At 61.5% G+C, this 12,537-nt stretch carries 9 protein-coding genes and 1 pseudogene; 6 read left to right on the top strand and 4 right to left on the bottom strand.

Annotated elements, in window-relative coordinates:
* Positions 1–39: 39 nt before the first annotated feature.
* From ACTIE1_RS00335 to ACTIE1_RS00320, 4 genes and pseudogenes are all read left to right on the top strand, one after another.
* Positions 40–1,851, top strand: coding sequence for an aminopeptidase P family protein (locus ACTIE1_RS00335; protein WP_439560364.1), 1,812 nt, complete (start codon positions 40–42; stop codon positions 1,849–1,851).
* A gap of 93 nt (positions 1,852–1,944) precedes the next feature.
* Positions 1,945–2,286 (top strand): DUF427 domain-containing protein, encoded by a 342-nt coding sequence (locus ACTIE1_RS00330; RefSeq protein WP_439560365.1) that lies wholly within the window; start codon positions 1,945–1,947, stop codon positions 2,284–2,286.
* 5 nt (positions 2,287–2,291) lie between these two features.
* Positions 2,292–3,660, top strand: a pseudogene (locus tag ACTIE1_RS00325) (FAD-binding oxidoreductase).
* A 65-nt stretch (positions 3,661–3,725) separates the two neighbouring features.
* Positions 3,726–4,181, top strand: coding sequence for a YcgN family cysteine cluster protein (locus ACTIE1_RS00320; protein WP_439560366.1), 456 nt, complete (start codon positions 3,726–3,728; stop codon positions 4,179–4,181).
* 316 nt (positions 4,182–4,497) lie between these two features.
* Here the strand turns inward: ACTIE1_RS00320 and ACTIE1_RS00315 are convergent, their stop codons facing one another.
* A complete protein-coding gene (locus ACTIE1_RS00315; protein ID WP_439563213.1) occupies positions 4,498–5,235 on the bottom strand; it encodes a hypothetical protein in 738 nt (245 codons plus the stop codon).
* Between the two features lie 155 nt (positions 5,236–5,390).
* Positions 5,391–6,341, bottom strand: a complete 951-nt coding sequence (locus tag ACTIE1_RS00310) for a helix-turn-helix transcriptional regulator (protein ID WP_439563212.1) — start codon at positions 6,339–6,341, stop codon at positions 5,391–5,393.
* 202 nt (positions 6,342–6,543) lie between these two features.
* Here ACTIE1_RS00310 and ACTIE1_RS00305 point away from each other — a divergent pair, with 202 nt between their 5' ends.
* The gene (locus ACTIE1_RS00305; protein WP_439560369.1) at positions 6,544–9,189 is read left to right on the top strand and encodes a cation-translocating P-type ATPase; all 2,646 of its coding nucleotides are present in this window, start codon (positions 6,544–6,546) and stop codon (positions 9,187–9,189) included.
* 128 nt (positions 9,190–9,317) lie between these two features.
* Positions 9,318–10,478, top strand: a complete 1,161-nt coding sequence (locus tag ACTIE1_RS00300; protein WP_439560370.1) for a hypothetical protein — start codon at positions 9,318–9,320, stop codon at positions 10,476–10,478.
* A 23-nt stretch (positions 10,479–10,501) separates the two neighbouring features.
* Here ACTIE1_RS00300 and radC read toward each other — a convergent pair whose 3' ends face one another.
* Positions 10,502–11,257 carry a RadC family protein gene (radC, locus tag ACTIE1_RS00295; RefSeq protein WP_439560371.1) on the bottom strand — a complete coding sequence of 252 codons (756 nt, stop codon included), beginning with the start codon at positions 11,255–11,257 and terminating at the stop codon, positions 10,502–10,504.
* Between the two features lie 56 nt (positions 11,258–11,313).
* Positions 11,314–12,474, bottom strand: coding sequence for a molecular chaperone DnaJ (dnaJ, locus tag ACTIE1_RS00290; RefSeq protein ID WP_439560372.1), 1,161 nt, complete (start codon positions 12,472–12,474; stop codon positions 11,314–11,316).
* Positions 12,475–12,537: the final 63 nt, after the last annotated feature.

Below are 12,537 nucleotides of genomic sequence, written 5' to 3'. Positions count from 1 at the left end.
TTACCACTGGCCAACCGCATATTCAGGAGCGCGCGCGCCATGTTCCAAAGCTACACCGCCACCACCCGCCCGGAAGATGGCCCGCCCCGCCTGCGCGCCTTGCGCAATGCCCTGCAAAATCAGGGCGTTGACGGGTTCATCATTCCGCGCGCCGATGCCCATCAGGGCGAATATGTGGCCGCGTGTGATGAACGGCTGGCATGGCTGACGGGGTTCACCGGCTCGGCTGGGTTCTGCATTGTGCTGCCGGACCGCGCAGGCCTGTTCGTGGACGGGCGCTACCGTGTGCAGGCGCGCCTGCAATGCGCGCCTGATTTCACCCCCGTCAACTGGCCCGAAACCAGACCCGCCGCATGGCTGCAGGATGCACTGCCTGCGGGCGGGACCATCGGGTTTGACCCCTGGCTGCACACCCCTGATGAAATTGACACCCTGGAACAGGGGCTGCAAGGCAGCGGCATTTCCGTGCAACGCATGGACAACCAGATTGATGCGCTATGGACCGACCGCCCTGCCGCCCCCGCGTCCCCTGTCCGGACCTATCCGGAAAATCTGGCGGGTGTATCTGCCGCATCCAAGCAACACAGCATTGCCGCAACCCTTCAGGCCAAAGGCCAGCGCGCGACCATCCTGACGCAGCCCGACAGCATTTGCTGGCTGCTGAACATTCGCGGTGGCGACCTGCCGCGCCTGCCCGTGATGCAGGGATTTGCCATTGTCCATGATGACGGCCGTGTGGACCTGTTTGCGCCGCCCGAAAAGCTGGTCGGGGTGGATCTGGGCAGCCATGTGCAAACCCGCCCCGTTGAGGCGTTTGAACCTGCCTTGCGCACATTGTCCGGCCCTGTGCGTCTGGACAAGGCAACCGTGCCGCTGCGGGTGCTGGACATTCTGCGCGATAACAGTATTTCGACCAGCTTCATGCAAGACCCCTGCCTGCTGCCCAAGGCCTGCAAGTCACAGGCGGAACTGGCGGGCGCGCGTGCAGCCCATCTGCGTGACGGGGCGGCCATGGTGGAATTTCTGTGCTGGCTGGACGCGCAGACCGCCAAACTCGTTGCCGAGCGCAACCATGTTCTGACCGAAATCGATATTGCGCAACATCTGGAAGCATGCCGCCACGCCACTGGCGCGCTGCAAGACCTGAGTTTTGATACAATCGCAGGCTCCGGCCCGAATGGCGCGATTGTGCATTACCGCGTGACCGAGGACAGCAACCGCCGCCTGATTCCGGGGGACCTGATGCTGGTGGATTCGGGCGGGCAGTATCTGGACGGGACAACCGATATTACCCGCACGATCGCCATCGGCCCTGTCGGCCGGCTGGAGGCCGAATGTTTCACCCGCGTTCTGCAAGGCATGATCGCCCTGTCGCGCGCGCGCTTTCCGCGCGGCGTTGCAGGCGGGCATCTGGATGCGCTTGCACGCTATCCGCTGTGGCTGGCGGGGCTGGATTATGACCATGGCACCGGCCACGGTGTCGGGGCGTTCCTGTCGGTGCATGAAGGGCCGCAACGCCTGTCACGCATTTCACAAGTGCCCCTGCGCGAAGGAATGATCCTGTCAAACGAACCCGGATATTACCGCGAAGGGGCCTTTGGCATACGCATAGAAAACCTTGTTGCCGTGCGCATGGACCCCAGCCCCGAGGGGGGCGACCTGCGCGACTGGCTGGCATTCGAGACGCTGACACTGGCACCAATCGACACCCGCCTTGTCATGCCCGAGATGTTGACCAGTGACGAACGGTCATGGTTGAACACCTACCATGAACGGGTTGCTACATTGCTGTCTCCATTGCTGGACGCGCCTGCGCGCGACTGGCTGGCCGATGCGTGCAAACCTGTCTGAAACGAATATCCTTGGACAAATTGCGCACTTTGCCTTCGGGGCAAACCCTGCAATAGTGCGCGCGACAGGGAAATCAGCAAGGACACCAACATTATGATGCGGCATTTGAAGATATATCCCGCCGAAGGAACCTGGGTTGTGCGCGCCAATGGCGCGGTGATCGGGGAAAGCAACGCAGCACTGGAACTGATTCAACGCGACTACCCGTTCGTCATCTTTTTCCCGCGCGATGATATTGCCGCAGCGGTTCTGGAACCCTCGGACCGCACCCTGATCTGTGACGACCGCGGCGCGGGTGAATTCTATCATATTTCAAGCCCTGAAGGGCTGTTGCAGAACGCCGCCTACAGCCTGACCGCCCCCAGCGAAGAAGCGGCAGCCGTGCAGGGGTATCTGGCTTTTGACGCAGGCAAAGTCACTGTCGAACGGGTTTGACGCGCATGCAGGCCGCCTTTGACGCCCTGAATGCGCTGCTGGGCGACAGGTTCACCACCGGCGCATCAGACAGGGCGCTGCACGGACAATCGGAATCGCATTTTACCGACATGCCCCCCGATGGCGTGGCCTATCCCGAAACCACGGCCGAGGTTTCGGGCATCGTCGCCATATGCGCCGAGCATGGCATGGCCGTGACCGGCTGGGGGGCGGGCACATCGCTGGAAGGGCATGCGCTGGCCCCACAGGGCGGAATTACCGTTGATTTCAGCCGCATGAACGCTGTGCTGCATATCAGCGCTGACGATATGCTGGCCGTGGTCCAGCCCGGTGTCACACGCGAACAGTTGAACACCGAACTGCGCGCAACGGGGCTGTTCTTTCCTGTGGACCCCGGTGCCAATGCCTCGATCGGGGGGATGGCGTCGACGCGGGCATCGGGCACGACCGCCGTGCGCTATGGCACGATGCGCGACAATGTTCTGGCGCTGGAGGCTGTGCTGGCCGATGGCCGGACGCTGCGCACAGGCACACGCGCGCCCAAATCCTCGACCGGATATGACCTGACAGGGTTGTTTGTGGGCGCCGAAGGCACGCTTGGGCTGATCACCGAACTGACCTTGCGACTGCAAGGGCAGCCGGACGCCATATCTGCGGCGGTCTGTGCCTTCGACGATTTGAATGCGGCAACGCAGACTGTGATTGCGACCATCCAGTCCGGCATTCCAATGGCGCGCATTGAATTCATCGATGCGACATTCGTGCGGCTGTTCAATACCCAGAACGGCACGGATATGCCGGAAAAAACCGCATCTGATGGTCGAATTCCACGGCACGCCCCAAGGGACCAGCGAACAGGCAGAGAACTTCGGGGAAATTGTTGCCGATATGGGCGGCAGTGCCTTTCAATGGGCGGACCGGCTTGAGGACCGCAACCGCCTGTGGAAAATGCGCCACAACGCCTATTACACCGCGCGTGCGGCATGGCCCAATGCCCATGCCATCACCACCGATGTCTGCGTTCCAATTTCGCAACTGGCCCAAGCGGTGAACGAAACCGCCGATGATATTGCAACGTCCGGCATTCCGGGGCCAATTCTGGGCCATGTCGGCGATGGCAATTTTCACGTCCTGTTGCTGCCCGACCGTGATGACCCCGCACAGATTGCCAAGGCCCATGCGCTGGCCCACAGGATGGCCGAACGCGCCTTGCGGCTGGGTGGCACCGTCAGCGGGGAACATGGTATCGGACTGGGCAAACTGAAATACATGCAGGCCGAACATGGGACTGGCTGGGACGTGATGACCAGTGTAAAGGCGGCGCTGGACCCGCAAGGCATCATGAATCCCGGAAAACTGCTACGCCAGACCTAACGAATTCATCCCCGCGCGGGAATTTCACCTTTCCCTTGGCGTGCCTGCGACTTACATGCCCTTCCATGAATGATGAATTGCGCCCCCGTTTCTGGGACATTGTGCCCCTGAACAAGATGACCCCACAAGAATGGGAAGCCCTGTGCGACGGCTGCGGCAGGTGCTGCCTGAACAAGCTGGAAGATATTGACACAGAAGAACTGGTATTCACCCGCGTGGCCTGCCGGTTGTTTGACGACAGCACATGTCGTTGCGGAAATTACGAGATCCGCAAGCAGATCGTGCCGGAATGCGTTGTGCTGACGCCAGACACCTTGGGCGACATTGCCTATTGGATGCCCGAAACCTGCGCCTATCGCCGCCTGCACGAAGGGCGCAAGCTGCCGCAATGGCACCCGCTGATTACGGGTGACGCCAATTCGGTGCATAGCGCAGGCATTTCCATGCAGGGCCGCACTGTGTCAGAGGTCCAGATCCCGCTGGACGACTGGGAAGATCATCTGCTGGAAGATGACGCCTGACAAAACTGATGGGCGTGGCTGCGTTGGTTCGGCTGAAACATCCGGTTTGCGGGTGGTTCGTGGTCTGAAGCGGTCGCTGGGTATCGTCCCAAGGCGCGGAGCCAAGGCCGCAGGTGGCCCGCGCCATCGGCGGGCCGTCCCGCGGCCTGCCGATTTGGCTGATGACACGCCAAGCCTTTGAAGTCAGGCGTATGCAGCCAGCATAAAGTGAACTTCACCAACCTTGGATCGGCAGCCCCCGGCCCACCGATGGCGCGGACTTTATTCAGGTGCGAAGGGCCGCCTAAGGCCATATTCGCCGTCCGGCAACCTGCTCTCAGGACTTGCGCAGTTGCAATTCACGCGCCACTTCGGCCCGAACCAGTTTGCGGATATTGCGCGTGATCCGTTCACCCAACTCGCCTTGCAATTCCTGCCGGACGATATTTGCGACGATCTGATACAGCATCGCTTCATCGATGACCGGTTCATCCGGCGACAAGGCGCTGCGCTGGTGCTCGGGCACGGCTGGTGCAGTGCCCTCACCATCGGGCAACGGGATTTGCGCTGCGCTATCCGGCGCGGTCCGCGTTTCGGGTTGCGACGTTTCGGGTTGCGACAATGCTTGTTCAAGCCGTGCAAGCGTCGCCTCCAGCGCCAGATCGCGATCATCATCTGTGCCACCCTGCGCGCTGGTGGGTGCCGCATCATCATCCGCCCGCGCTGCGGCCGCGTCCTGCACACCTGCCGCCCGATGGTCTGAAACGCGCTGGTTCATCGCGCGCAACATGTGAATTGCGCTTGGGGTTTGGGCCGCCTGCGCGGGCGTATCAGGTTCCGCATCCGCTGCGGCCGGCATTTCCGCTGGCGTTTCGGGGTCTGCGTCCACGGGCGCCGGGCTGTCCGGTGCGGGCTGAACCGGCCCATCGGCCACGCGCAATTCGGATGTCAAAATCAACTTGCTAGGCGCAGCTTCAGCACCATTTTCCGGCGCTGACTGCTCTTGTCGGGGGGGGTCCTGTGCGACCAACCTGCGGATAGAGGACAACACATCCTCGATTTCGCGCCGTGACATTGCTTCTGTCATTTCCGAACTGCCCTATTCCTTGCCCGCCCAAACTGTCCATGTGCCTTCTTCTGGGGCACTCAGGGCTGATGAAACATGTTATAGCACAAGTCTTAACGCCTCGTGGGGGATGGCACAATCTTTCTGTTGGGCATCGGGTCTGATCAGCGCGCAAGCAACAGGGCGCTGCACCACAGGTAGCGCACCAATGCCGCCTGCCCGCGCAGGCCGCTGCGTGCATAGATCCGTTTGGAATAATTCCGTGCAGTTTCCACGCTCAGGCCCAGACGGGCTGCGGCAGCGTTCAGCGACGCCCCCTCGCCCAGCGCGCGGGCCAACCGCGCCTCGGCGCGCGAAATGCCAAGCGCGGCGGCAATACGGGCGGCATCGGGCAAGGGCGCATCGGTCTGGCGCAAATAGGCCATCACCTGACCGGCGGCGACCTCATCCGCCAGAACCAGCATTTCAAGGCCCGACCCCAAGGCAACCACAGCGGGCGCGGCATGTGTTCTGGCGCTGTCCAGCACTGCACGCGCCTCCAGCCCGTTTTCAAGCAACAGGCGGGCGGCGGTCTGGTCCACATCCAGTATCACGGATCTGGCGACATCCAGCGCGACACCGCCCACCCCGACCCTGCGCGCCATGTCATGCAGCCGGTTCAGTTGCAAAGCCGCAGCCTGCGTGGCGTGCCACTGGTCCAGTGCCTGCGCGATATGCGGCGCGAACGCGGCCAGCCGCGCTGTATCGGCGCCACGAAACGCCAGTTTGTCACGGCGCAACACCAGACAGGCGGGGCCATGGGCCACAGGCAAACCGACTGCGCGGTTATCCTTGCCCAACCATTTCATTTCCTGCGCAAGCGCGCGGTCGCGCAATTCCTCGCCCGAATATACGCGACCAGCACGCAACCCTGAAAACAACAAGGGCATTGGCACAACGTCACGCTGCATCGCGCCCGCCTTGTCCCAGCCCCAAACCTGCGGCGGCACGAAAAGCTGCACCGCGTCTGTCTGGAACACTATCGCAAATTCCTTAAGAAACCCGTCCCACGCGCATTTGTGCGACGCGGCATCGCCCAGCTTCAACAACAATGCAGAGTCTTCGGGGTCCAGCATCAGCGTTCCACAGGTCTGAGAGAGGGCGGGCAGAATATGCCTCCCCCTCCCATTTGGCAGGTTTGCCCACGTTAGGGCCGCAGCGGCGTCATGTCGACGCAAATCGTCAGGAAAACCGGCGTTGCGGGTTGCGCAGGATCAAACCATCACCCACCATAACCTGTTAGATCGGCAGACAAGCACAAGACAAGAAAGTGATGACATGCGCGAAAACTGCACAGCTTGGGCAAGCCCCGCTCAGGACGTTCTAACAGCGCTTGACAGCCAGCCCGACGGGCTGCCGCCGGAGCAGATAAGCCAGCGGCAGGACCGCCACGGCCCGAACATGTTGCCACAAGCCCCCCGCCCCGGCCCGCTGATGCGACTGGCGCGGCAGTTCAACAATGTGCTGATTCTGGTCCTGATGGCGGCCGCGCTGATTACCGCCGCGTTGGGGCACTGGATTGATACAGGCGTCATCATGGCTGTGGTCATCATCAATGCCGTAATCGGTTTCGTTCAGGAAGGCCGCGCCGAAGCGGCGCTTGACGCATTGCGCGACATGCTTGCGCCCAAGGCAAATGTCATTCGCGCAGGCAAAAGGCAGGCCATCGCAGGCGTTGATCTGGTGCCCGGTGACATTGTGCTGCTGGATGCAGGCGACAAGGTTCCCGCAGATCTGCGCTTGTTGGACGTTGCAGGGCTGTCGGTAGAAGAAGCTATTCTGACAGGCGAATCCGTGCCTGTGCGCAAGTCTGTTGCCCCTGTGGACAGCGCCGCAGATCTGGGCGACCGCAAAAGCATGGCGTTCAGTGGCACCATGGTTGCCGAAGGCACCGCAACAGGGGTTGTCACCGCAACAGGCAAAAACACCGAGATTGGCCGCATCAGCACAATGATGGGTCAGGTCCAGACGTTGAAAACCCCGCTGATCCGCCAGATGGAGGCCTTTGCGAAATACCTGACAGGGTTCATTCTGGCACTGTCCGCAGGGATACTGGCCTTCACGGTAACGTTCCGCGACACCCCTTTCGCCGAGGCATTCATGATCGTCGTGGGCCTGTTCGTGGCCGCCATCCCCGAAGGATTGCCCGCAGTGCTGACAGTCACACTGGCCATAGGCGTGCAGACCATGGCACGGCGCAACGCCATTATCCGCCGCCTGCCGATCATCGAGACACTGGGCGCGGTATCCACAATCTGTTCGGATAAAACCGGCACATTGACCCGCAACGAGATGATGGTCGCCTCGGTCGTGACTGCGGCAGACACGCTGAGTGTGACAGGCGACGGCTATTCCCCCGACGGGCACATCGATGGCGGCCACCGCGCAACGCTGGACGCGATGGCCAGAATTGCTGCCTTGTGCAACACTGCGGCCCTTGTGCAAGGCCCGCAGGGCTGGCGCGTCGAGGGGGACCCGATGGAAGGCGCGTTGCTGGCCTTCGCCGCACGGGCGGGGCGTGACCCCGACCAGCGCCCGAAGCCACGCGCCAGCATTCCGTTCGATGCGCGCTACCGCTATATGGCGGTGCTGCATGAAGGGCTTGTCCTGCTGAAAGGCGCGCCTGAACAGGTGATTGCGCATTGTGACCGGCAAATGGGGCCGGACGGGCCGCAGCCGCTGCAGCGCGCCTACTGGAATGATGCGGCCCAGACCATTGCCAATGACGGCCAGCGGGTTCTGGCGCTGGCACAAATGGACCATGGCGGCGACGACCTGAGCCATGAAACTGTGGCGAAGGGGCTTGTTCTGGTAGGTCTGGTCGGGCTGATCGACCCGCCGCGCGACGAAGCCATCGCCGCCGTTGCCGAATGCCACCGCGCCGGAATTTCCGTCAAGATGATCACCGGCGACCATGCCGGAACTGCCGCCGCGATTGGCCGCCAGATCGGGCTTGAACGCACCGACACGCCCCTGACCGGCGCCGAGATTGACCAGATGGACGACACCACGCTGGAAGCTGCGATCCGCCGCACCGACATATTCGCGCGCACCAGCCCCGAACACAAGCTGCGACTGGTGCAGGCACTTCAGGCACGCGGGGCGGTGGTGGCCATGACGGGCGACGGGGTGAATGACGCGCCCGCCCTGAAACGCGCGGATGCGGGCATTGCCATGGGACAAAAAGGGTCCGAGGCCGCGCGCGAGGCGTCGGATTTTGTTCTGGCCGATGACAATTTCGCCTCGATCGCGGAAGCTGTCAAACAGGGGCGCGCGGTCTATGCCAACCTGAAGAAGGTGATCACATTCCTGCTGCCGGTGAACGGAGGAGAGTCGATTTCCCTGATCATAGCTGTGTTGTTCGGGCTGATGCTGCCCATCACGCCCCTGCAAATTCTGTGGGTCAATATGGTCAGTTCGGTGGCGCTGGCCATGTCGCTGGCCTTTGAACGCGCCGAGGCAGGGATCATGCGCCAGCCGCCCCGCCCTGCCCATGCGCCGATCATGTCGCGCTTTATCCTGTGGCGGGTGTTTCTGGTGTCCATCCTGTTTGCCATTGGCATTTTCGGACAGTTCGGGCTGGCACAGGCACAGGGTGCAGGGCTGGATGAGGCGCGCACCATGGCGCTGAACACCCTTGTCGCCATGGAGGTATTCTACCTGTTTTCCGTGCGCTACCGGCAGGGGGCCTCCATGACATGGGACGGCGTAAAAGGCACACCGGCGGTGTTGATCGCTGTCGCACTGGTGGTGGTGCTGCAAGCGGTGTTCACATATTTGCCGGTCATGCAAACCCTGTTTGACACAGTCGCGTTAAGTGCATGGCAACTGGCCCAATGTGCGCTGGCGGGCGTGATCCTGCTGATGGTTCTGGAACTGGACAAATACGCCGCGCAAACATGGAAAAACCTCAAGACCACCTGACGCCGCATATGGATTGTCCCCCCACAGCTCGGGCAGGGACAATCTGACATAAACGTCAATCTTTGGCCCAATTCCAGCCAGAATCACCTGCCATCAGACAGGCTGAGTTTTAGTGTCTGGAGCATGTCATGAACCGTCAAATCGTTATTCGCGGAACCGCAATCGCCATTGCCGGCATCGCCGCCTCAATCTTTGCAGCCAAGGAATTCATCGGTGACGGACAACAGCACACGGCCCGGACCCAGACCAAACCTGCGGCCGAACATGGCAACGGCGGCGTTGTCGGCGCAAGCCTGATCGGTGCGGGGTCGCTGGCGGCCGAACCGGGCAATCCCGCCCCTGCCCCTGCCGCTGTCGATGCATCACAGGAACCCGTTCTGCACCTTGCCACTGACGCCGCCCCCGCCGAGATGTCACCCGCCGCAGCGGCCAACCAGCCCGAACTGGTTCTGGGGGCGCTGGATACCGATCTTCGCAGTGATGGGACACCGCGTCTGGATGCAGATTTCCGCCCCGATCTTGCGTTGGAACTGGCCGAGGCGGTCCTTGACGAACACCCCGCAGATTGCACGGCGCATATGACACTGGAGCCCAGCATCGACGCGCTTGTGAACATGAATATTGTGGCCCCGTGCCATATGTCGGAACGTGTTGTGGTCAGCCATGGTGATCTGGCATTCAGCGCTTACACCGATGAGGATGGCATGTTGTCCGCCTATATTCCCGCGCTGTCCGAAGATGCCAGCATCGACGTATATCTGGCGGATGGCACATTGTTGCAGGCCCGCACACTGGTCGAGGATGTCGCATTGCACCACCGTGTCATCGTTCAGTGGACCGGCGATATCGGCCTTAGCCTACATGCCTTCCACCGTGGCGCGGAATATGGCAGCAGTGGCCATGTCCACGCATCAAGCCCGTTTGACCCCGACCTTCAGGAAGCCTTCATCATCGGGCTGGGCGAAGCGCGCGGCCCCGAAGACATGCTGGCACATATCTATTCCGTGCCGACCGAGTTGCTGACCATGGCACGGGTGGAACTGGAAGCGGCCCATGACCTGCGCAGCTGCGGCAAGGACCTGTCCGCCTATATCTTGCAAAGCAATGGCGGGCAGACAGCGGGCCTGAAAGAACTGTCGCTGGCCATGCCCGATTGCGGACAGGATCAGGGGATGGCCGTGATTTCGCTGCCGTTCGAATATGCACAGCACGCGCAACCGCTGGACGCGGAAGATGACGCGCTGGTCCTTGCCAACAGTCAGGAAGAACCGGAAATCAGCGCACGTTAAGCGCCGCGCCAAGCGCCTTGCCGCTACAGCAACCCGCTGCTGCGAAAACTCAATTCGCACGATTGTCCGATAACAATATGATCATGCAGGGTTATCGACAACGCATCGCAGGCGGCAAGAATGGTCTGTGTCATGTCGATATCTGCCTGTGACGGGGTCGGGTCACCCGACGGGTGATTGTGCACCAATATCAACGCAGATGCATTCAGTTCCAACGCGCGGCGCAGAATTTCGCGCGGATAGACCGGCACATGATCCACCGTGCCCTGCCCCTGCGCCTCATCCGCGACAAGGACATTCTTGCGGTCCAGAAACAACACGCGAAACTGTTCCGTGTCGCGGTGCGACATGGCCGTATGACAATAATCCAGCAATGCCGCCCAACTGGAAATCACCGGTCTGTTCATGACTTTGGCGCGCGCCATACGCTGTGCGCAGGCTTCTACAAGTTTCAGTTCGGCAATCACTGCCTCCCCGACACCAGCCACACTGCGCAACCGTGCAGGCGGTGCGGCAATAACACGGTTCAGGTCGCCGAACATGTCCATCAACACACGCGCAAGCGGCTTCACATCCTGTCGCGGGATGGCACGAAACAGCAGTAATTCCAGCAATTCATAATCCGGCATCGCATCCGCGCCACCGTCAAGAAAGCGCGCGCGCAATCGTTTGCGGTGATCACGCAGGTAGGATGGCACTGCCGCGCCTGACGGCGTGGTGGCCCCTTCGGCGAAAAGGGGCAAACCCGCATCTGCAAACCCTGAACTATCCTGTTTCATGGCCAGCAGCTTGCCCGCAAAGGGCTAAGAAACCGTTAACCATGCCCAGCGCAGGGTCAGTTTTTCATGCCATCCCAGAAGCTTTTGACCTTGTCGAAAAAGCCGCTGCTTTCGGGGTTGTTTTCCGCACTCAGCTTTTCAAACTCTGCCAGCAGTTCCTTCTGCCGCGTGGTCAGGTTCACCGGCGTTTCAACGGCCAGTTCAATCAGCATATCGCCCTGCCCGCCACCGCGCAGCGCGGGCATGCCCTTGCCACGCAGACGCATTTGCCGACCCGACTGGCTGCCGGCGGGAACCTTGACACGCGAACGCCCGCCGTCAATCGTGGGCACCTCGACCTCGCCGCCAAGGGCGGCGCGGGCCATGCTGACCGGAACATGACAATAAAGCGTCACACCATCACGCTTGAATATCTGGTGCTCGGCCACATTGACGAAGATATACAGATCCCCCGCAGGGCCGCCACGCAGCCCTGCCTCGCCCTCGCCGGACAGGCGAATGCGCGTGCCGGTTTCCACGCCTGCGGGAATATTGACCGACAAGGTGGATTCCTTCTCCACGCGCCCGGCGCCGCCGCATGCCCCGCAGGGGTTCTTGACGATCTGGCCGTTGCCGCCACAGGTCGGACAGGTGCGTTCCACCGTGAAAAAGCCCTGCTGCGCACGCACCTTGCCCATGCCCGAACAGGTCGGACAAGTAACAGGTTCCGCGCCCCCTTCGGCGCCGGTGCCGTTACAGGATTCGCATTGCGACAGGCGCGGCACGCGAATGGTCTTGCGGGTTCCGCCAAACGCTTCTTCCAGCGTGATGCGCAGGTTATAGCGCAGGTCCGACCCGCGACTGGCGCGCGTGCGCGCACCACCACGTCCGCCACCGACGAAGTCACCGAACAAATCTTCAAAAACGTCAGAAAACGCGCTGGCAAAATCGCCATTGCCGCCGAAACCGCCACCGCGCGCGCCAGGATGTCCGCCCCCGCCGCCCATGCTGCCGTCAAATGCTGCGTGACCAAACCGGTCATAGGCGGCCTTGCGGTCGGGATCTTTCAGCGCGTCATAGGCTTCATTGGCTTCCTTGAACTGCGCTTCGGCATTGGGGTTGTCGGAATTGCGGTCCGGATGCAGTTCCTTGGCCTTTTTGCGATAGGCTTTCTTGATTTCCTCGCTCGATGCGGACCGGCTGACACCCAGAACTTCATAGAAATCGCGTTTGGCCATGTGGACTTACTTTCCAATGATGCAACCGGCCTGAACGGGGTCAGACCGGCTGCGGGTTTCGTG

The organism is Roseinatronobacter sp. (assembly GCF_051859525.1).
In the GTDB taxonomy this organism is placed as follows: domain Bacteria; phylum Pseudomonadota; class Alphaproteobacteria; order Rhodobacterales; family Rhodobacteraceae; genus Roseinatronobacter.
This window is presented reverse-complemented; position numbering and strand designations above follow the sequence as displayed.

Coding starts and splice junctions, on each gene's coding strand:
- ACTIE1_RS00335 (WP_439560364.1), top strand. CDS start 40: ATGTTCCAAAGCTACACCGCCACCACCCGCCCGGAAGATGGCCCGCCC.
- ACTIE1_RS00330 (WP_439560365.1), top strand. CDS start 1,945: ATGATGCGGCATTTGAAGATATATCCCGCCGAAGGAACCTGGGTTGTG.
- ACTIE1_RS00320 (WP_439560366.1), top strand. CDS start 3,726: ATGAATGATGAATTGCGCCCCCGTTTCTGGGACATTGTGCCCCTGAAC.
- ACTIE1_RS00315 (WP_439563213.1), bottom strand. CDS start 5,235: ATGTCACGGCGCGAAATCGAGGATGTGTTGTCCTCTATCCGCAGGTTG.
- ACTIE1_RS00310 (WP_439563212.1), bottom strand. CDS start 6,341: ATGCTGGACCCCGAAGACTCTGCATTGTTGTTGAAGCTGGGCGATGCC.
- ACTIE1_RS00305 (WP_439560369.1), top strand. CDS start 6,544: ATGCGCGAAAACTGCACAGCTTGGGCAAGCCCCGCTCAGGACGTTCTA.
- ACTIE1_RS00300 (WP_439560370.1), top strand. CDS start 9,318: ATGAACCGTCAAATCGTTATTCGCGGAACCGCAATCGCCATTGCCGGC.
- radC (WP_439560371.1), bottom strand. CDS start 11,257: ATGAAACAGGATAGTTCAGGGTTTGCAGATGCGGGTTTGCCCCTTTTC.
- dnaJ (WP_439560372.1), bottom strand. CDS start 12,474: ATGGCCAAACGCGATTTCTATGAAGTTCTGGGTGTCAGCCGGTCCGCA.